General features: G+C 47.5%; 12 protein-coding genes and 2 pseudogenes. 10 read left to right on the top strand and 4 right to left on the bottom strand.

Annotated features, from left to right (window positions below; genetic code table 11):
* From QVP67_RS09795 to rfbB, 3 genes and pseudogenes are all read left to right on the top strand, one after another.
* Positions 1-455: pseudogene (locus QVP67_RS09795) on the top strand (phage major capsid protein); the annotation flags it as partial.
* Positions 456-1,209: 754 nt separating this feature from the next.
* Positions 1,210-2,082 (top strand): glucose-1-phosphate thymidylyltransferase RfbA, encoded by an 873-nt coding sequence (gene rfbA / locus QVP67_RS09790; protein WP_022163381.1) that lies wholly within the window; start codon positions 1,210-1,212, stop codon positions 2,080-2,082.
* Positions 2,083-2,233: 151 nt separating this feature from the next.
* Entirely contained in the window at positions 2,234-3,373 is a 1,140-nt protein-coding gene (gene rfbB / locus QVP67_RS09785) for a dTDP-glucose 4,6-dehydratase (RefSeq protein WP_022163380.1), read from the top strand.
* Between the two features lie 288 nt (positions 3,374-3,661).
* Here the strand turns inward: rfbB and QVP67_RS09780 are convergent, their stop codons facing one another.
* A complete protein-coding gene (locus QVP67_RS09780; RefSeq protein WP_022163379.1) occupies positions 3,662-4,525 on the bottom strand; it encodes a DMT family transporter in 864 nt (287 codons plus the stop codon).
* Positions 4,526-4,614: 89 nt separating this feature from the next.
* Positions 4,615-5,526 carry a 1,4-dihydroxy-2-naphthoate octaprenyltransferase gene (gene menA, locus QVP67_RS09775; protein ID WP_022163378.1) on the bottom strand — a complete coding sequence of 304 codons (912 nt, stop codon included), beginning with the start codon at positions 5,524-5,526 and terminating at the stop codon, positions 4,615-4,617.
* A gap of 66 nt (positions 5,527-5,592) precedes the next feature.
* On the opposite strand from menA, the gene QVP67_RS09770 reads away from it, so the two are divergent.
* Complete coding sequence (locus tag QVP67_RS09770; RefSeq protein WP_022163377.1) at positions 5,593-6,660, top strand: metallophosphoesterase; 1,068 nt, start codon at positions 5,593-5,595, stop codon at positions 6,658-6,660.
* 23 nt (positions 6,661-6,683) lie between these two features.
* Here QVP67_RS09770 and QVP67_RS09765 read toward each other — a convergent pair whose 3' ends face one another.
* On the bottom strand, positions 6,684-9,653 hold the full coding sequence (locus QVP67_RS09765) for a PEP/pyruvate-binding domain-containing protein (RefSeq protein ID WP_022163376.1): 2,970 nt from the start codon (positions 9,651-9,653) through the stop codon (positions 6,684-6,686).
* Between the two features lie 282 nt (positions 9,654-9,935).
* Between QVP67_RS09765 and QVP67_RS09760 the strand changes: the two genes are divergently transcribed.
* From QVP67_RS09760 to QVP67_RS09745, 4 genes are read left to right on the top strand one after another with little or no spacing between them, the layout of a single operon-like run.
* The gene (locus tag QVP67_RS09760) at positions 9,936-14,261 is read left to right on the top strand and encodes a CusA/CzcA family heavy metal efflux RND transporter (protein WP_022163375.1); all 4,326 of its coding nucleotides are present in this window, start codon (positions 9,936-9,938) and stop codon (positions 14,259-14,261) included.
* 55 nt (positions 14,262-14,316) lie between these two features.
* Positions 14,317-15,240 (top strand): efflux RND transporter periplasmic adaptor subunit, encoded by a 924-nt coding sequence (locus QVP67_RS09755; protein WP_288180090.1) that lies wholly within the window; start codon positions 14,317-14,319, stop codon positions 15,238-15,240.
* Positions 15,241-15,249: 9 nt separating this feature from the next.
* A complete protein-coding gene (locus QVP67_RS09750; RefSeq protein ID WP_022163373.1) occupies positions 15,250-16,293 on the top strand; it encodes a sensor histidine kinase in 1,044 nt (347 codons plus the stop codon).
* Positions 16,290-17,048, top strand: coding sequence for a LytR/AlgR family response regulator transcription factor (locus QVP67_RS09745; protein ID WP_022163372.1), 759 nt, complete (start codon positions 16,290-16,292; stop codon positions 17,046-17,048). Before QVP67_RS09750 ends, QVP67_RS09745 begins: the two co-directional genes overlap by 4 nt.
* Positions 17,049-17,097: 49 nt before the next feature.
* Here QVP67_RS09745 and QVP67_RS09740 read toward each other — a convergent pair whose 3' ends face one another.
* Positions 17,098-18,927: a S41 family peptidase gene (locus QVP67_RS09740; protein WP_288180089.1), complete on the bottom strand. Its 1,830-nt coding sequence runs from the start codon at positions 18,925-18,927 to the stop codon at positions 17,098-17,100.
* Between the two features lie 707 nt (positions 18,928-19,634).
* On the opposite strand from QVP67_RS09740, the gene QVP67_RS09735 reads away from it, so the two are divergent.
* On the top strand, positions 19,635-21,722 hold the full coding sequence (locus tag QVP67_RS09735) for a prolyl oligopeptidase family serine peptidase (RefSeq protein ID WP_441293840.1): 2,088 nt from the start codon (positions 19,635-19,637) through the stop codon (positions 21,720-21,722).
* A gap of 163 nt (positions 21,723-21,885) precedes the next feature.
* Positions 21,886-22,090, top strand: a pseudogene (locus QVP67_RS09730) (NADP-specific glutamate dehydrogenase); the annotation flags it as partial.

Below are 22,090 nucleotides of genomic sequence, written 5' to 3'. Positions count from 1 at the left end.
TAATTATAAATAAATTTAAACAGATTCTTAGCACAACACAAGAAACAAACGCTGTAAAACCGTTGTTCACAACAAGCGCAACAACTATCTCAACTTATGCAGATTTGTGCAACTTTGAAGACACAACGGCAGACATTATTAATCCTTGTTATATCCTTTCCAAAGCCGCAAAGAACAAGTTAAGACAAATGCAAAGAGGTACAGGAAGCAGTACATTTGTGATGGATGGCGGAAAGATTGACGGTACAACCACCATCACCTCAAGCAATGTGGAAGACTCTTATTTGGTTTTCGGGGACTTTTCAAAGTTGAAAGTTTGCGTGTGGAGTGATGGAATAGATGTTATTGTGGATGCAATCACAGACGCAAAAAACGGCAATGTTAAGTTAATTGTTAACTTTTACGTAGATTATTATTTTAGTAATACAAACGCATACGCAGTAGCAACAGTTTAATTTCTTTCATTTTGTAGTTTTGTTTTTATATTTAGCGTATAGTCTGTATTCAACATAGCATCTTATTAATTTATAAGTGCTTTTCTTTAAGATTTACATAAAAATAAGATGCACCAAAGGGAGGATATGTAATTTGCATATCCTTCTTTTTTTATAGTAGTATATAATACCCCCCCCTATTGCAATTATCGGATTGACTTAACAGAACCCCATCCCAACCTTGGTTTGCACACACAGCAATTTTTCAAAGTTTCCGTTTTTTAGAATGTTTCTAAATTAAAAATATGGGTTATGTGAAAGGTGTGCGAAAAAGTTACAACCAAAGTTTAAACCAAAATTTTCTAAATAAGAGCGTATTGAATTGTATTACAATATATTAGATGCGTTTATAGTAAATAAAAAAAGGAGTACCGCTGTACTCCAACCTTCTTGTTAACCTTAAATCTAATACTATGAAAAACACATTGCAAAGGTACGGCCTTTTCTAGAATCTGCAAATCTTCTGTAGAAAAACTTGTGTTTTATAACACACTTTTGAGGATTGAAGTGGATTTTAACAAAAAAAGCATGATTTATTCTATCTTTCTTCTGCCGTAATCCATTATTAGATGGTCGAATTTTTTAATCTTTTAATTTTGTCCTCCAACTAAATTTCGTTACCTTTGCGTCTTGAATAGCACCAAGAGCCGTGGGGCTTTGTCCTCCTTCTTATTTTATTCTCCCGTTGATATTTATAAAACCTAAGAACTGAAATATGAAAGGAATTATTCTTGCCGGTGGCAGTGCCACTCGTCTTTATCCGTTGTCAAAGGCCATTTCCAAGCAGATTATGCCTGTTTATGACAAACCTATGATCTACTATCCTCTCTCTACATTGATGTTAGCCGGTATTCGTGAGGTACTGATTATTTCTACTCCGCGCGATTTGCCGATGTTCCGCGACTTGCTGGGTACAGGCGAGGAACTGGGAATGTCCTTTTCTTATAAGATACAGGAGCAGCCCAACGGACTGGCACAGGCTTTTGTGCTGGGAGCCGATTTCCTGAACGGCGAACCGGGTTGTCTGATTCTGGGCGATAACATGTTCTATGGTCAGGGCTTTTCGGCCATGCTGAAGCGTGCTGCTTCCATTGAGAAGGGTGCCTGTATCTTCGGTTATTATGTGAAAGATCCGCGTGCGTATGGGGTTGTCGAGTTCGATGCCGACGGCAAGGCGATTTCTCTTGAAGAAAAGCCGGCAGTGCCTAAAAGCAACTATGCCGTTCCCGGTCTTTACTTTTACGACGCTACCGTTACCGAGAAAGCGGCGAGCCTGAAGCCTTCGGCCCGTGGCGAATACGAGATTACCGATTTGAACCGCCTCTACCTTGAAGAAGGTACGTTACGTGTGGAACTCTTCGGACGCGGTTTTGCCTGGCTCGATACCGGCAATTGCGACAGCCTGCTCGAAGCAAGCAACTTTGTTGCTACCATTCAGAACCGTCAGGGCTTCCGCGTAAGCTGCATCGAGGAGATTGCATGGCGTAAGGGCTGGATTGATGTAGACCAGCTTTATCATCTGGGCGAGCAGCTGGGCAAAACGGAGTACGGCAAATACCTGATGGAACTGGCAGAGTCGCATAAATAATGCCTCACCCCTGTCCCCTCTTCCAAGGAGAGGGGGAGTTGGTAAGTGCGTAGGTCTATGGAGTAAGGTAAAACAGTAACTTGTGGATTTACAGACTCAAAAGCTAAGGAACTAAATACTTAATATTCATTATTAATTTTTCATTCATCAAATGAAGACATATCTTGTAACCGGTGCTGCCGGGTTTATCGGAGCAAATTACATTAAATATATTCTGGCTAAGCACAACGACATCAAAGTTGTCATTCTGGATGCGTTGACGTATGCTGGAAACTTAGGTACCATTGCAGCTGACATCGACAACGAACGCTGCTTCTTTGTGAAAGGCGACATTTGCGACCGCCAGTTGGCCGACCGTCTGTTTGCCGAATACAAATTCGACTATGTAGTGAACTTCGCTGCCGAGAGCCACGTGGACCGTAGTATCGAAAATCCGCAGTTGTTCCTGCAAACCAACATTCTGGGTACGCAGAACCTGTTGGATGCTGCCCGCCGTGCCTGGGTGACTGGCAAGGACGAGTTTGGTTATCCTACCTGGCGCAAAGGCGTACGCTATCATCAGGTATCGACTGACGAGGTATATGGTTCGTTGGGTGCCGAAGGTTATTTTACCGAGACTACCCCGCTCTGTCCGCACAGCCCGTACAGTGCCAGCAAGACCAGTGCCGATATGGTGGTAATGGCTTATCACGATACTTATAAGATGCCGGTGACCATTACTCGCTGCTCCAATAACTACGGTCCGTATCACTTCCCCGAGAAACTGATTCCGCTGATTATCAAGAATATCCTTGAAGGCAAGAAGCTGCCTGTTTATGGCGACGGAAGCAACGTACGCGACTGGCTCTACGTGGAAGACCATTGCAAGGCCATCGACCTTGTGGTGCGCGAAGGTGCAGAAGGCGAAGTTTACAACGTAGGCGGTCACAACGAGAAGACCAATCTGGAGATTGTGAAGCTGACCATCGCTACCATTCATCGCCTGATGACCGAGAAACCCGAATACCGCCAAGTATTAAAGAAACAGGTGAAAGGCGCCGACGGTCAGATTGATATCAGCTGGATCAACGAAGACCTGATTACTTTTGTCAAGGACCGTCTGGGGCACGACCAGCGTTACGCTATCGACCCCACCAAGATTACCAGCGCTTTGGGCTGGTATCCTGAAACAAAGTTCGAAGTCGGTATTGTGAAGACCATCGAATGGTATCTGAACAATCAGGCTTGGGTTGAAGAAGTAACCAGCGGCGACTATCAGAATTACTACGAACGGATGTACGGTAAGCGCTGAGCATATAGCGTAAGGAGATGTGCATATAGACAAATAATGGAAAACGGAGGACGGCCGATGCGGTTCTCTGTTTTCCATTTTTTATTTAGATGCTTTTCGGTTGCGGGCTTTCCTGTGCATCCGTATGTGCCAACCGTGCAAGCGTTGTTCCTGCCAAAAAGAACCTTTCTTCCACACTTGTACGGCTCGTGAGCCGTACAAGTGTGGCTCATGAGCCGTGCAAGTGTTTGTTTTGAGCGGTGCAAGTGTGGAAGAAACGGGTACGATACACATCCGTTTCGGTTACTGTCATCTTTTTAGGATGATGATGGTGACAGCTGCAATAATAAGTACGATTCCAATGGCAATGGGAAGTGTGAAAGCCTCTCCAAATACTGTGATGCCAACAATGACAGCCGTTACAGGTTCCATAGCTCCCAGCACCGAAGTTTGTGTTGCTCCAATGTATTTGATGGCTTCGATAAGTGTCAGGTTGGATACGATGGTAGGAATAATGGCCAGAAGCAGTAGATTGCCGAAGGTCGGGATGTCGGGTATCGAATGCAGGCTGCCTGTGGCAAGCATTCCGCTTATAAGCATCAGCGTGCTGAAAAAGAATACGTAGAAGGTAAGTCGCAGGCCTTTCAGTTCTTTGTTTTTCCGTTGTCCGACGGTCACCAGATAAAGTGCATAGCCTACGGCCGACAATAATACGATGATGATTCCGACAAGATTGGTTTCGCCTTGCGAGTCGGTATACGATAAAGCATATACTCCGGCTATTGCCATAAGGATGGCCAGCGTGCGGCTCAGCGAGTTTTTTTCGTGGAAGAGAAGCATCATAACCAGGGTTGTGATGACAGGATACATGAAGTGGATGGTGGTAGCTATTCCCGACGGCATGAACTTGTAGCCCCAAAGTAGAAAGACTGACGAAACGATGTAGAAGACCGAAAGTAGCAGCAGGGTAGGCAAGTCGGACTTTTCAATGGCGAAAGATACTTTCCTCACTTTGAGAAGGATGGCTAAAGCGATGGTGGCGAAAAGGAATCTGTAAGTTATCACGTTCATAAAGTTCATGCCGTGTTGCATGGCCGGAATGGCGAAAAGCGGGATCAGACCGAATGATGCCGACGAGATGATTCCGTAAAGAAATCCGTTCAGTTTGTTCATTTTAGGTTTTATACAGTTTATACAATACGTTTAAGTTTGAGATTTAGTATACTTTGATGCGGTTCAGGAGGTTATGAAAGTTGCATCTGTCATTGACAGAGCGCTACGCTCAGCAGCAACCCCATAAACAACATGTTGCGCGAAGTTTCTCCCAGTATGTTGTTCAGCTTTTTGCCGCTGTGTATGGCAACCATCTTCCGCCACGTCAGTGCATGCAGGTAGAAGTAAACGCAGGGAGCCCAGATAAATTCGAGTAATGTCAGTCGACCGGTGTAGAGGAACCACAGACAGAGCAATACGGCCAGGATGCCGCAACCCAGATACAACTGGCTGCCGAACTTTTCGCCGAAGCGGACTACTAATGTACGCTTTCCGCTACGTGCATCCTGCTCGCGGTCGCGGTAGTTGTTCAGTATGAGCAGGGTGTCAACAACCAGTCCGCAGACGATGGAGAGTACCACCACATCGGCATTCAGTGTGCCGCTTTGTACGTAGTAAGTACCTCCTACGGGAACAAAACCGAAAAAGATCAGTACCAGCAGGTCGCCCCAGCCCCGATAAGAAAGGTAGGTGGTGTATAGGAATGCGAACAGTATGCACAGTACACCCACCAGAATCAGTTCCCAGCCACCATGTGGCAGTTTTCCCCAGAGGTAGAACAGCAGGCTCAAGCCGGTCAGCGAGGCAATCAGCAGTGTCAGGCCGATTCCGGTCTTCATGGCCGACGGCGTAATCCAGCCTTGGGCACAGGCGCGTTCGGGACCAAGCCGGTCTTCGCGGTCGCTGCCTTTGCGGAAGTCGAACAGGTCGTTGATGAAGTTGGCGGCAATTTGCATGAAGCAGGCAAAAAAGGCACACAGCAGGGCCGGTATTTCCTGAAAACACCCGTCGCTGAAAGCAAGTGCGCTACCCAGCAGCACGGGGATGAGGGCAGCGGTCAAAGTTTTGGGGCGGGCGGCAAGCACCCATGCCCGTAGTGAATTTTGCTTAATCTCTTTCATGGCTTTCTAATAAATATGAATGGTTACAGGCAAAGATAGCAAAAAAGCCTATTTTTGTACCCAGTTATGAATAAGAAGTTCTTTTATATATCCTTTCTTTTGCTGTTGATGCTTCTGTCGTCGTGTAAGTCGAAGCGGAATCTGGTGTCGTCCTTACCGTCACTCGAAGTGGTTCCTGACAGTGCATTGCGGGCCGATACGGTAGGATTACCGGCCTCGCTTGTGGGAGTGCTTACGTTCGATCAGTCCGATTTGCGGGACATTCGCCGCATGTCGGGGCGTTCTGCCCGTTCGTCGCGTTCGTTGGCTAAGCTGAAGATCAGGAAGAAGGAGATCGTGAAACGGGGCACACAGATTACGTTTACCACGCTTGATGTCTCGTCGTCGTACAAAGGGGTGAAGCGTGTTCGGATGTACGATTTCACTCATCGCGATGTTCCAGAGGCTTTCGACAGTTGCCGGATTGCCTTCATTTCCGATCTGCACTACAAGAGTCTGCTGAAAGAGGAGGGGTTGGCTGATCTGGTACGGTTACTTTCGTCCCTGCATGCTGATGTCTTGCTGATGGGCGGCGACTATCACGAAGGTTGCCTGTATGTGGCTCCGCTGATGGCTGCCCTGGCGCAGGTCAAAACTCCGTTGGGGACTTATGCTGTATTAGGAAACAACGATTACGAAGCCTGTTACAGCGAAGTGGTGAACGAGATGAAACGTCGCGGCATCCGTTTATTGGAGCATAAGGTCGATACGTTGAAGCGGGGTAAGGATCGCATACTGGTAGCCGGTGTGCGCAATCCGTTCGACCTGAAGCAGAACGGGCAATCGCCTACACTTGCTCTGTCGTCCGAAGACTTTGTGATATTGCTAACCCATACGCCCGACTATGCCGAGGATGTGCCCGTAACCCATGCCGACTTGATATTGGCCGGACATACGCATGGCGGACAAGTCACCCTCTTCGGTTATGCACCGGTGGTTCCTTCGCGCTATGGCCAACGTTTCCTGACTGGGCTGAAATACAATTCCGTTCACATTCCGATGATTGTGACCAACGGCATCGGTACTTCCCAGCACGCCATCCGTCTGTTCGCTCCGGCCGAGGTGGTGATAATTACTCTGCACAGGCTTCGGTGAAAAGACGGACGGCGGTTGTATTTTTAATCGGACGGCAACAATACGACTCCCTGTTTCCTCTTTCCATCCATTTTAGCAATAACCGGCTGGCTGAAACGTACGTGCCTCAGGTATTGCGTTTCGTATACGGCAGGCTGTGCGTTCAGAAAGTCCTGATTATAGACGCCGTCGTTCATAAAGGCGTTGATGGTGAAGTAGCCCACACCGAACGAGGTCAGGTTCTGGAAGAAGTGCGTACCCTGACTGGGATCTACACGGTAATTGGTCAGTCCGGCTTCCACAATGATGCGGGCTGCGCTGATGTGTGGCCACTTTACGGGGATGCCGAGCCAGGAGTCGCTGCTTCCCCAGCGTCCCGGTCCGATAAGGATGTAGTTCTTCTGTTCGTTCAGGAATTGTTGGTTCAGCTTTTCTATCTCGCGTGCTATTTCAGGATTGTGCGAGGCGCTGTAGTGATCTGTTTTGACGTAGACCACATCGTACAGTTCGTTCATGATGCCATGTCCCAGCGAGTTGTTCGAGCGTAACAATAGTTGGTCGTCAGGGATGGCGGCCAAGTCTTCGTCGAGCATCTCCTTGCTGTCTACAATGGGGCGTATCTGTAGCAGGTAGAAGGTGCCTGTCTTATCCTTTTCGCGGCTCATGGTGGCGGCAAACTCTATTTCGACGGGACGGCGCATTTCTTCCTGTCCGTATTTCAAAGCCAGTTGCAGGATGCGTGCCAGTGGGAAAACGTCGTGTTGCAGGATGTTGGCAAAGGTGATGACTTTTCGTCCGCCCGGATACAGCCCGTCGCGTATGATTTGGTCATACGGATCGTAGGTTGAAGCGATGTAGTTCAGTGCGCCGTCTTTTTCAGCTTCTTTGACGTGTAATTTCAGCAGGTTGAAGCCGTCGTCAATGGAGAAGTTGTGTCCGGCGTTGCTCAGGTCGAGGGCATAGAACCGAGTCTGTGTCTCGCGCAGTGCAATCTCCATTTCGCTGGTCTGCAGCACCTGGTTGGGGTGATAGGGCGAGAAGCGTAGGGTTAATCCTCCGTCCACGATGTACTTGCCTAATCCGAGAGCCAGGTTTACGATGCCTTCTTCAGCCTTCTCGTCGCCGATGGGGTAGTAGTTCAGCGAACGGGCTACACCCGACATCGAAGGATAGTAACGGTCAGCATACTGGTTACCCACAACTTCTTGCAGGATGACAGCCATCTTTTCCTGGTCGATGACGTTGCTTGTGGCCTGCATGTAGGCCTTGGAGTCGCGGAAGTAGACTGAAGCATATACGCCCTTGATGGCATCGCTGAGCATACGTAGCATTTCGTACTTATCGTCCAAGTAGGGAATCATGTACGTATTGTAAATGCCGGCAAAGGGCTGGTAGTGTGAGTCTTCGAGCAGCGAGGACGAGCGGATGGCGATGGGCGACTTCACCACGTCGAAGAAGGTGAAGAAGTCCTCTACCAGTCGGTCGGGCAGTTTGGCTTTCAGGAAGTAGCGCAGTATGGTGGCATCGTCTGTATCCGACAGGGCTACCTGATACAGATTATTGGTCTCCATAAATTCGTCGAAGACGTCGGTACACAGAACGACAGTCTTGGGAATGGCTACTCGTGCGTTGTCGAACTCTTCAAATTCGGGATGCCGTTTCACCAGGTTGTCGATGAAAGCCAGTCCACGGCCTTTGCCTCCTAACGAGCCGTCGCCGATGCGGGCAAAGTTGGAGTAGCGGTCGAAGCGGTCGCGCTTGAAGATGGCTACCACACCCTGGTTTTTCATCTTGCGGTATTTTACAATGGCCTCGAAGATGATTTTGCGGTGATCGTCCACGTCCTGCAAGCTGTTCCAGGTGATGGGTTTCAGGAATTCGGCAATGGGGAACATGGCACGCGAATAGAGCCAACGGCTGATGTGGTTACGGCTGATGTGGTAAAGAAACGATTCGGCAGGTACGGCAAAGATGATGTTTTGCAGTTCTTTCAGGTTCTTTACGCGGGCAATTTCTTCGTGTGTGTCGGGATTGCGGAAGATGAAGTCGCCAAAACCGAAGTTCTCCGATACGATGCGGCGCAGGTCAACATCCATCTTTTTGGAGTTCTTGTCGATGAAAGCTGCACCGTATTTGGCTGCATACGAAACGTTCTCCGATTCGGACGATTGGATGATGAGCGGCACAAACGGATCTTCCTTGCGGATGGCTGCGCAAAGCTTGATGCCGGCCAGCCCGTCTTTTTCGCCACGCTCTACGCGAGGGAAACGGACATCGGTAATGACACCCAATATGTTGTTTTTGTATTTTTCGTAAATGTGAATAGCTTCTTCGTAAGTACGTGCCAGCACTATTTTGGGCCGTCCGCGCATACGCAGGGTACGCTGGTGGGCATTCAGGGCTTCGGTCGAGAATTCCTGACTCTGCTTCAGCACGAATTTATAGAGATTAGGCAGTATGGACGAGTAGAAGCGGATGCCGTCTTCTACCAGCAGAATGGTTTGGACGCCTACCTCGTTGACGTCATGCTCCAGGTTCATCTTGTCTTCTATCAGCTTGATGATGGATACCAGCAAGTCTGTATTTCCCAGCCAGCAGAAAATGTATTCGAACGGGCTGAGGTCTTCGTTGGCTATGCGTTTGGTGATGCCATGACTGAAGGGGGTCAGTATCACCATCGGGATGTTGGGATATTGTCCTTTGATATTGCGTGCCACGTCGAAACCTTCGTTGTCGCCTGTTCCCGGCATGCTGATAATGAGGTCGTAGGTTATGGACGACAGTTGCTTCAGGGCTTCTTCGCACGTGCTGACCTGTGTGAAGCGCGGCGGATAGCGCAACGAGAGCGAGGTGTATTCATTGAATATCTTTTCGTCGATGCGCCCGTCATCTTCCAACATGAAAGCGTCGTAAGGATTGGCTATCAGCAGAACGTTGAAGATACGTCTGGTCATCAGGTTGGCAAACTGTGTGTCCTTGAAGTACAGCTGGTTTAGTTTGAACTTGCTGAGCATGTCTGTTTTTGCAATTTAATAGATTAGTCCGTCAAAATTCGTGCTTTTTCTTGGGATATGCAAGGAGGCGGTAATAAAAAATGGAGTTTACTGGCGATGTTCCGGACATTGAACACTTCCGAAACGTTTGGGAATGGGAACTGTGAACGAATGTTGTGGTAAGGTCATTTCCCGTATTGTGTATTTCAACCTGCATTTTGGGCGTTTCAACGGTGAGGTGGAGAATACAGATTGTATAAGCACTAACTTTGTAATCATTATAAATTTAGTGTCGCTTATTTTATGTTTACAAAAATCGTACATTTTTCAATCAGAAAGAAGCTGTTTGTGGCGCTGACCACACTGCTTTTGCTGGCGGCTGGCATATATTCCATGCTGACGCTGCCCATTGATGCCGTACCCGATATTACCAACAATCAGGTGCAGATTGTTACTGTGTCGCCTACACTGGCTCCGCAGGAAGTGGAACAGCTTATCACTTTCCCTATCGAAATAGCCATGAGCAACGTCATGAACGTAGAGGAAATACGGTCGGTATCCCGCTTCGGGCTGTCGGTTGTAACGGTTGTTTTCAAGGAAGATGTTCCTACGCTGGACGCCAGACAACTGGTTAACGAACAAATTCAGATGGTGGCGGGTGAAATTCCGTCGGAACTTGGAACTCCCGAACTGATGCCTATCACGACGGGCTTGGGCGAAATATATCAGTATGTGCTTAAGGTAGCTCCGGGGTATGAAAACCGTTATGATGCCATGGAGTTGCGCACCATTCAGGACTGGATTGTGAAAAGACAATTGTCGGGTATTCCTGGTATTGTAGAAATCAATAGTTTCGGTGGTTATCTGAAGCAATATGAAGTAGCGGTAGATCCTGATGCCTTATATTCGCTCAACATTACTATCGGCGAGGTATTCGAAGCCTTGAGCCGCAACAACCAGAATACGGGTGGCAGTTATATAGAAAAGGTAAACCGTGCCTATTATATCCGTTCGGAAGGTATGATTAACGATTTGCATGATGTGGAGCAGATTGTTGTGACCAATCGTGGCGGTATACCAGTACACATCGGAGACATTGGTAAAGTACAGTTCGGCGCTCCCAAACGCTTTGGAGCCATGACGAAAGATGGCGAAGGAGAGTGTGTGGGCGGTATTGCCATGATGCTGAAAGGTGCCAATGCCAATGTCGTGACCAAGGAACTGGAGAAGCGGGTGGAGAAAGTCCAGAAGATGCTGCCCGAAGGAGTGAGTGTGGAACCTTATCTGAACCGTTCGGAACTGGTGAAACGTAATATCTCTACCGTAATACGCAACCTGGTGGAAGGTGCCATCATTGTGTTTCTGGTACTGATTATCTTCTTAGGTAATATGCGTGCCGGCCTGATTGTGGCATCGGTTATTCCATTAGCGATGCTTTTCGCTTTTATTCTGATGCGTATATTTAATGTCTCGGCCAATCTGATGAGCCTTGGTGCGATAGACTTCGGTATCGTGGTAGACGGTTCCATTGTTATTCTGGAAGGAATCCTGGCCCATCTTTACGGGCGGGAACTGAAAGGACGTACGCTGACTTCTCAGGAGATGGATCAGGAAGTAGAAAAAGGAGCAAACCGTGTGGTGAGAAGTGCTACGTTTGCCGTACTTATTATTCTGATTGTGTTCTTCCCTATCTTGACTTTGACCGGTATCGAAGGCAAATACTTTACGCCGATGGCCAAGACACTGGTGTTCTGCATTATCGGTGCTCTTCTTCTTTCCATTACCTATGTTCCGATGATGGCATCCCTCTTCCTGAAACGTACCATGACGGTGAAGCCTACACTGGCCGACCGCTTCTTCGACTGGCTGAATAAAATCTATCAGCGTGTGCTTCGTTTCAGTCTGGCTCATGTGTGGGGCACTATTGCTGCTTCTTTTGTTGCCCTGTTGCTTTCGTTGCTGCTTTTCACAAAGTTGGGAGCCGAATTTATCCCGACCCTTGACGAAGGCGACTTTGCCATGCAGATGACGCTGCCTGCCGGTAGTTCGCTGAGCCGTAGCATTGAAGTTTCGCTCGAAGCAGAAAAACGTCTCAAAGAACGCTTTCCCGAAATCAAGCATGTTGTAGCCAAGATCGGTACGGCCGAAGTTCCGACTGACCCGATGGCGGTGGAAGACGCCGATGTGATGATTGTTATGAAACCTTTTGCCGAATGGACTTCCGCGTCGAGCCGTGCAGAGATGGTAGAGAAGATGAAACAGTGTCTGGACTCTATTGACGGAGCCGAATTTAACTTCAGTCAGCCTATCCAGCTTCGTTTTAACGAGCTGATGACAGGTGCCAAGGCCGATATTGCCATCAAACTTTATGGAGAAGACATGGCCGAATTGTATGCAAAGGCTCAGGAAGCAGCCCGCTACGTGGAACAGGTTCCCGGAGCAGCCGACGTATTGGTGGAACAGGCCATGGGACTTCCACAGTTGCTTGTCCACTACGACCGCGCAAAAATAGCCCGTTATGGTATCGACATCGAAGAACTGAATACTGTTATCCGTACTGCTTATGCAGGCGAGACGGCAGGAGTGGTATTCGAGAACGAGCGCAGGTTCGACCTCGTTGTTCGTCTGGACAAGGAAAAGGTGAGTGATTTGAACATCGACAAACTGTTTGTCCGTACTAAGGATAACATTCAGTTGCCGGTTAGTGAAGTAGCCAGTATCGAACTGGTGAACGGACCTCTCCAGATTAACCGTGACGCTACCAAACGCAGGGTTGTGATTGGTGTGAATGTGCGCAATGCCGACATTCAGCAAGTAGTCAGCCAAATCAGCGACGCGCTCGAAAAGAACGTGAAACTTAAGCCCGGTTATTATTTCGAATACGGCGGTCAGTTTGAAAATCTGCAGAACGCTATCAGCACTCTAACGGTGGTTATTCCTATTGCTTTGTTGCTCATCCTGCTGTTGCTGTTCTTTGCGTTCCGCAGCGTCATCTATTCGCTGGTCGTATTCTCCACCGTTCCGCTTTCACTGATTGGAGGTATCGTAGTTCTGTGGCTGCGCGGCTTACCTTTCAGTATCTCGGCTGGTGTCGGTTTCATTGCCCTTTTTGGTGTGGCCGTATTGAACGGAATTCTGATGATCAATCATTTCAACGATATACGCAAACAAACTAAATATCATATGTGTACCGATCGTATCATATCTTTAGGGTGTCCGCATTTGCTGCGCCCAGTCTTCCTGACCGGTTTGGTAGCTTCGTTGGGCTTTGTGCCGATGGCTATCGCTACTTCGGCCGGTGCCGAAGTACAGCGTCCGCTGGCTACAGTTGTGATAGGCGGACTGATTGTGTCGACCATACTGACGCTGATCATTATTCCTGTATTCTACCGCCTGGTGGGCAGTATCGCTGTCAGACGCATACGCAGGAAGAATCGTCTTGCTTTTCGTCGGATGATGCTTGGCATCGCCATGCTGGTCATCAGTGTGCCTGCCGTACAAGCGCAGCAGCCGGTGACCTTGGAGCAGGCTGTTGAAATAGCCTTGCGCAATCATCCGCGTCTGAAGATGGCCGAGTCGGAGATTGAACGTGCCCGTGCTTCGAAAGGCGAAGCCTGGGATGGCGGCAATACTTCTTTCAGTTATTCGTGGGGACAGTTGAATGGCACCGACCGCCACGATAACGAACTGGCTATCGAACAGTCACTTGGCTCTCTGCTGACTCCTTTCTACAAGAATGCATTGTCCAACACGCAGATAAACAAAGGAAAAAGTTATCGGGACATGGTGAAGAAAGAAATCACCGCAGAAGTAAAGCGGGCATGGGCGTACTACCAGTATGCTTTCAACCTTAACGCTTTGTACAATGGACAGAAAGAACTGGCTGAACAGCTGCGGAACAGTGGTGAACAGCGTTACCTTCAGGGAGACATTGACCTGGCCGAACGCAACATGATAACAGCACTGGCAGCCGACCTGAATACGCGATGGATGGAAACTTCCGGAGACCTGACACTGGCCGAACGCCGGTTTGTATGGACTTGTTATAGCGATCGGCCTTTGGTCCCTGCCGATACGACCCTGTCGGTTATGCAGATGCCGACAGAGGGTCGTATCCTGTCAACCCGTCATCTGGATTATTTCAATGCTCAGCTGCAAGAGAAAAAAGACTTGTTGAAAATTGAACGAAGCCGTTTCTTTCCTGAGTTTTCCATTGGTTATGTCCGTCAGAAGATAGCTCCGCTTACCGGACTTAATTCGTGGATGGTAGGGGCTTCTTTCCCCATTCTCTTTTTTCCTCAGCGGAGCCGTGCCAGACAGGCGCGCATCGCTATGCAGGCAGCAGGTTGGGAGGCAGAGGCCAATCGGCAGCAACTGTCCAATAAAGTAAGCGAACTGCAAAGCCAGCTTGCTCGTCAGCGCGAACGTCTGACTTATTATCAGCAGGCAGCTATCAAGGAAGCTGAGGCTTTACAGCAAAGTGCAACCCAAAAGTTTCAGGAGAATGAAACCGATATCAGCGAATTCATTCAAAGCCTGAATACTGTCCGCGAAATCAAGCGAGGGTATATTGAAACGGTCTATGCCTACAACGTTACCTTATTAGAATTGGAACTTTACACTGAATAAGACAGTGGTTCCTGAGTCCAAGAATTTATCACTAAAAAACGAACATTAGAAAAAAATGAATAAAATGAACCTGATGAAACAACGAATGATTTACCTGATGCTTGCTTTGCTTGCAGCATCGTGTTCAAATCCATCTGCTCAGCAGACTGAATCAGCAAACGCTACAGAGATGGCAGAGCAAGCCGGTTCGGACACCACACGGACGCCCGAAGTAGACGGCATAAGCGGTGCTACCAACGTGGCCAATCCGCCGTCGTTCAACGGTGTTATTGTCATGCCTCCGCAGAGTCATGTGACTGTTACGCTGAGCATGGGCGGTTCGGTACACGACATCCGTGTCCTGCCGGGTGAATATGTACGGAAGGGAGAAGTCCTGCTGACTTTGGCCAATCCGGACTTTATCGAGCTTCAGCAATCCTATCTTGATGCTGCTGCCCAGACCGAATATCTGAAGAAGGAATACGAGCGTCAGCAGAAACTTGTTTCCGGCGAATCGGCTTCGTTGAAACGTATGCAGCAAAGCAAGGCCGACTATCTGTCCATGAAAAGCCGTATGGAGGCTGCTGCCGCCCAACTGGCCTTGCTGGGTACAGATACTGTAGCAGTGACTCGCGACGGTATTCGCACCTATCTGGAAGTACGTGCTCCGCGCAACGGCTACGTAACCAACATGAATGTCAATGCAGGCAAGTATTTTGCTGCCGGCGAACCAGTCTGTGATGTGATTGACAAGAGCAACCCCATGTTGCAGCTTACGGCTTACGAAAAAGACTTGGACAAGCTGTTGCCCGGCAGTCGCTTTTCGTTCAAGGTCAATGGCATGCAGGATACGACGTTCACAGCCGAACTTGTTTCGGTAGATCAGATGGTGGACAACGTCAACCGTTCCATCAAAGTCTATGCGCGTATCACGCAGACTAATTCCGATTTCCGGCCGGGAATGTATGTGGCAGCCAGAATTATGGATAAAAAACACTAACTTTGCTGCATGAAGTTATTGCGCATCCATAAGAAGTTTCTGCTGATGTTGAACGCTATTTCTATTATAGTGGCGTTCCTCATGCACTTGCCCGAACTGATAGCGTTGTCCGATCCCGTATCGGGCAGCCGTCTGTTTCCGGATATTCATTGGCTCAATGTCTGTTACGAAATACTGTTTACTTATTTCTCCATATTGCTGTTGTTCTTCATCAATGTCAGAATCATGATGTCCGGCAGTCTGACTACAGCATTGAGCTGGAAAAGGGTTATGGTGAGTTTTGTGGTCACACTGGTTGTATGCAATCTGTTGGGAAAGGGCTTTGTCTATGCCCACCAGCACTTCGGCATACCGGCCATCACTGCGATGCTCCATCATTACCTGCATCCGTTGAGGGATATCCTGATAGCCTGCATTGTGACCGGTACTTGCTATCTGGATTATCAGAACCGGCGTAGCCGCAAGATGTTGCTCGAAAACGAGCAGTTGCGTACGGAAAATCTTGTCAACCAATACGAGTCTTTGAAAAGCCAGTTGAATCCGCACATGCTTTTCAACTCGCTCAATACGCTGTATTCGCTGATACGGGAATCGCCGGACAAGGCTCAGAATTATCTTCAGGAACTGTCGAGGGTCATGCGCTACACGTTGCACGACAATCTGTCGCATACTGTCACTCTGAATGAAGAGATGGTTTTTGTACGTTCGTACATATATCTTTTGCAGATGCGCTATGAGGATAATCTGCACTTCGATATAGATATCCCGCAGGAGCTGTTGCAGCGGGAGGTACCGCCAATGGCAGTACAGATGCTGGTGGAAAATGCGGTGAAGCACAATGAAATCAGCCGGCGGAATCCGTTAACGATCAGCATCCGGGCGAATGGTAATGAACTGTATGTCACGAATCGTATACAGCCCAAACTGTCAAGCAGTAGCAGTACATGCATCGGACTGGCCAATCTGTCCAAACGTTACCGGCTGCTTTTCGGGAAAGACATTACCATCGAAGAAAGCAACAACGACTTTAAAGTAACCTTGCCACTGATATGAGGACACTGATTATAGAAGACGAAAAGGCTGCTCTTCGCAACCTGAAAGCAGCCATGCAAGAGGTGGATACCGATTTCGATATTGTAGGCGAGACGGATAGTGTGACCGATACACTGGAGTGGTTTGCCAGCCACTCCATGCCCGAACTGGTATTTATGGATATCCACCTGGCAGACGGGTCGGCTTTCGGCATCTTCGAGCAGGTTGACATCACCTGTCCCATCATCTTTACCACCGCTTACGATGAATATGCTTTGCAGGCTTTTCGCGTGAATAGCATTGCTTATTTGCTGAAACCCATCAGCAGTGCCGACCTGCAAATGGCCATCGACAAGCTGAAGCTGCTCGGAGGTGCGAAAGCGGAGAGTACGAAGACCGATTTTCAGGCTGTCATGCACGCCCTGAAGCGGGAAGAAGGATATAAGACTCACTTTCTGGTTCCTGTGAAAGGCGACCGTTTCGTGCCGGTCAGTGTAGACCAGATCTCTTATTTCTACATCAGCGATGGAGTGGTTAAGGCGGTTCTCCAGTCTTCCGAGACTTTTATTTTCCAACAGACGCTCGATGAATTGGCCGAGCTGCTGAATCCCCGTCAGTTCTTTCGGGCCAACCGTCAGTATATCATTGCCCACAAAGCCGTCGTAGGCGTCAGTCTGTGGTTTGGCGGGCGGATGGTTCTTCAGCTTACGCCTCCTACCGACGAAAAAGTCATCATCAGCAAAGCACGTGTGCCGGCTTTCAGGGAATGGTTCTGATGGTTATGCATGTAGAGGTATGGAAGTTGTTTGTAGGTGTTTTTTGAACTTATTTTAATATATTGAAAACTGCATTTAAAGTTCTGTCATAATTAGTTATATAGTCATTGGCATAGATGGGAATAATTTTGTCGGGCACAATGCCTTGGGCGTGGTGTTGTTCTCCATCCATGCAGTGCATACGCATACCGGTCATAGCGAACGGGAACAGAGGTAGATCGAATTGTGTCATATCGCCTGTGGTTCCTGCTGTTGTTTGTCCAATAATTGTGCCTAATCCGTAGTGACGGACTATCATCAGAATGGTTTCGCCCCAACTGACGGTTCCTGCATCACACAAAAAGACTGCCGGCAAATTAACATGAGGTAATTTGGCTTGAAGAGTTTCTGTATTGACACGCCACGATAATTTTTGTTGGAAGGGGAAACTGTTAATCGGAACTTCCGTTGCTGGAGCTTTCACGTCGGAAGAGATTAAATGTGCTAAAATATCTTCGAATCGGTACGAAGGTAGTCCTCGTAAATCGAAACAAAGTTTTTTTATATCAGGAGTTAGTGCTGATAGAAAGCGTTTCTCGTTCAGCTTGTGTGAAGTGGCGTCAATGTACAGGAACCCATTGTCGTATTTCCGGATAGGCTGGTCTTCATGTTTGGATACAGGTAAATCAGGATATCGAGTATAAAGTGTATCTTTATGCATTTGTTCCGCAAGGCCACTACTTTCGATAACAAACGGAGTATCGTATACGGAGGATGAAAATAGTTTCTCAACAGCTATTTTGTTTCGATGTGCTTCTGTTGCAGCATTTGTCATTTCCTTGCAACTTTGTAAACGTATGGAAGCGGGCTTGCCGTTAATAGTGTGGAGCATACGCCAAGTTTGTTTGCCACCGATTTCTGTACGTATGAGTAACGTGTCATTTACACACCTTGTTTCAACGTCTGCAAAGTATTCGGGTAGATAGGTTGCTTTGATATTAGAAATATTCATGTCTCTGCGTACGAAAAGATGTCCGTCTTTTATTGGATTGAGAAAACGGTTAATTGTATCGTACCATTCAAGAAGTGATTCAAAAGAATCTATTTCTCCTATTTGAATGGCTTTTTGCAGATAGATTTTTAATTGATGATCCCAATCAAGATTGTCCTCTTCGTAATAAGGGTAGAAGTGGCGGACTATATTCCAACGGACAGCTAAATCAGCTATTCTAACTGCTTTGTCTGACAGTAGTCCGAAAATAAATCGGCGATTTGAGGATAACATCTTGTCGTTACTTTGATGATGTTTCCAATAATTTTTAGCCTCGGTAAGCAGCCGATGCGTAGTCTTGCTATCAAACATTTCTTTGGGTAGTGCATGCTGGATATTTAGATATTTTTCATTGCCTACTGGGTAGTTATAATATCGGTTGGGCACTGGCGCGGTTACAGAGTCTTGGAGGTTGAGAACGGTAGAGAGTCTTTTGTAATAAGGAATATAATTGGCAAGCCCGGGCATCAGCAATTTAGCGAGAAAAGGTACCTTCAATTCCCCTGATCCACTGTAATAATAGAATTGGGCAGGAGTAGTCGATTTTGTGGTGTCTTTCTTTGATAAAATGGGTGCGGTTGAGAAGTATAAAGTGGGAGCAAGCGGTTGGAATACCGTCTCAAGTGGTTGCGTCTCTATCCTATGTGCAAGTAACGCACACACTTTCATCCAATCGCTTTCTGACCAGTCTTTAGTGTATGGGTTGGGAGAAAAGTAGCGGATGACGCCGTATGTGTGGGCAAATTCAACGTAATGAGATATATTTATCGCTTGTGAATAGCTCGTATATGTGCAAAAACAGATAAACAGCAGAATAATTCTGACTACAGCCAGATTCATATTTTTCATACTTAATTTATTATTGGATTTATGCTAAGACAAAAGTAATCTATTTTTTTGTTTCAAGGCCGTTTTTACATTCTTATTCAATAAAAATTCCCCTATCATTTTATCTCATACCTTATTCTCCGAAAGTCCCTCTTTACGTTTTCCAAGTCCTTCTTTGCGTTGCTAAAGTCCATAGTTGTGAGGGCTATTATGCAAGTGTCGCTCGTGAGCCGTGCAAGTGTTACTTGTGTGCCGTACAAGTGTTGCTCGCGAGCCATACAAGTGTCGTTCGTGAGCCGTGCAAGTGGTTTACAAGACTTGTTTGGGAGAGGTTTTTCAGATGTTTGGGAGACTGGTGAAACATCGTGATTTCACCGCTTTTTCTGTTGTGAACAAAGTTTTCCGTGTGAAGTTTCACCGCATCTCGCTGATAATCCATGAATTGCGGTGAAAGGTGAAAGACGGATGACTTTGTTTCCTGTTTTTTTAATGTGTTTTTCTGCCTATTCTTTTATACACTTAAGGGTGCCGTTTTTTTCCTAGTTAGGAAAAAATTTCTGCCTAACTGGGAAAAAAATATTTCCTAACTGGGGAAAAAACGGGGGAGAATATTCGCGATATTTCGAACCATAGTTTTTTAAATATTCATTTTTTATTCGTATATTGCGCCAATAACACTGAACGAACGGAAATATTTTATGAAACAAGTCCAGATTTTAGCATTGGCTATGAGTATGACAGCAGTATCTTGTGGTGTGAAACAATCCAAATTGGTGTATCCCGAAACGGCGAAAGTAGATACGGTGGATGTGTACTTCGGAACGGAAGTTCCCGATCCGTATCGTTGGCTGGAGAATGATACCAGTGCGGCAACGGCTGCGTGGGTCGAAGCACAGAATAAGGTTACAAACGGTTACTTGTCGCAGATTCCGTTTCGTGAGGCATTGTTGAAACGCCTGACTGCGGTGTCCGACTACGAAAAGATAGGTACGCCGTTCAAAAAACACGGAAAGTATTATTTCTTCAAGAATGACGGTCTGCAAAATCAGAGCGTATTGTATGTGCAGGATAAGCTGGATGGCGAACCACGTGTGTTCCTAGATCCCAACCGTCTGTCGGACGACGGTACGGTGGCGCTGACCGGCATCTTCTTCTCGCACAATGGAAAGTATGCGGCTTATACCATTTCGCGCAGCGGTTCGGACTGGACCGAGATTTATGTGATGGATGCAGAAAGCGGACAGCTGCTGGACGATCACATCGAATGGGCCAAGTTTACCGGAGCCGAATGGCAGGGCGACGGATTCTATTACAGTGCTTACGATGCTCCCGAGAAAGGGAAGGAGTTCTCCAACATGAATGCCAATCATAAGATATACTATCACAAACTGGGTACTCCCCAGTCGCAGGACAAGCTGGTGTACCAGAATCCGGCCTATCCTAAACGCTTCTATACTTGCAGTGTGAGCGAGGATGAGACGATGCTCTTCTTGTACGAAAGTGGAGAAGGACGTGGAAATGCCTTGTACGTGAAGGATCTGCGCCGGAATGACGCTCCCTTTGTGGCGATGGCTACAGATATGGACTATCAGTATAGTCCGCTGGAAGTGATTGGCGGGAAAATATATCTGTTCACCAACCACGGAGCTCCGAAAAACCGCATAATGGTGGCCAACCTTGCCAAGAGCGAACTGAAAGACTGGACAGAACTGGTGCCCGAGTCGGAAGCAGTGCTGTCGGGCGCACAGGTGATTGGCGGAAAGCTGTTCCTGACTTACGACAAAGACGCTTCCAACCACGCTTATGTGTACGGACTCGACGGCAAGCAGTTGCAGGAAATCAAGTTGCCGTCGTTGGGAACCGTGGGCTTCAGTGGCGACAAGGACGACAAGGAATGTTTCTTCAGCTTTACTTCGTTCACCATTCCGGGTGCTACCTATAAATATGATATGGATAAGAATACATACGAACTGTTCCGTGCGCCGAAGGTCGATTTCGATGCCGATGCTTTCGTTACCGAACAGGTGTTCTATCCCAGCAAGGACGGTACGAAGATTCCCATGTTCCTTACATATAAGAAAGACCTGAAAAAGAACGGTACGAATCCGGTATACCTGTACGGTTACGGAGGTTTCAACATCAGTCTGAATCCTGGCTTCTCGGCTATGCGCATTCCTTTCCTGGAGAACGGAGGAATCTATGCGCAGGTCAACCTGCGCGGAGGCGGCGAATATGGCGAAGCCTGGCATGTGGCCGGCACAAAGATGCAGAAGCAGAATGTTTTCGACGACTTTATTGCGGCGGCCGAGTATCTGATAGCTGCCAACTATACCAATAAGGACAAGATAGCCATCGTGGGAGGCTCGAACGGAGGTCTGCTGGTAGGTGCCTGCATGACGCAGCGTCCCGATCTGTTCCGTGTAGCCATTCCCGAAGTGGGCGTGATGGATATGCTTCGCTATCATAAGTTCACCATTGGCTGGAACTGGGCAAGCGATTACGGTACGAGCGAAGACAGCAAAGAAATGTTCGAGTATCTGAAAGGGTATTCGCCCTTGCACAACCTGAAACCGGGTACAAAATATCCTGCCACTATGGTTACGACGGCCGATCACGACGACCGCGTAGTGCCGGCACACTCGTTCAAGTTTGCAGCAACGCTGCAGGCTTGCAATGATGGAACGAATCCGACCCTTATCCGCATCGACAGCAAGGCCGGACACGGAGCAGGAAAGCCCATGAGCAAGGTGCTGGAGGAGCAGGCAGACATATATAGCTTCATCATGTACAACCTGGGAATGGGTTTTAAGGAATAAAATACGTAGTTTTTTGTCATTTTATTATTTATTAATCAAAATATCGCTTTAAAATTTAGGAAATACGAAAAGTTTCCCTATATTTGCAGTGTTGTTCGCTGACAAATTGCTCGAATGACCTTGAATAAATAACAGAGGCAATAACCTTTTAAAAAGTAATATTATGAACATCGAACGTATCATGTCCTCTTTGGAGGCTAAGCACCCCGGCGAGTCTGAATATCTTCAAGCCGTAAAGGAAGTACTTCTTTCTATAGAAGATATATATAACCAGCATCCAGAGTTCGAAAAAGCAAAGATTATAGAACGATTGGTTGAACCTGACCGGATTTTTACGTTCCGTGTTACGTGGGTGGACGATAAGGGTG

Source organism: Bacteroides sp. CAG:633 (assembly GCF_000435115.1).
GTDB classification, from domain to species: domain Bacteria; phylum Bacteroidota; class Bacteroidia; order Bacteroidales; family Bacteroidaceae; genus Bacteroides; species Bacteroides ndongoniae.
Note: the sequence above shows the minus strand (reverse complement) of the source record. Positions and strands in the feature narration are given on the sequence as shown.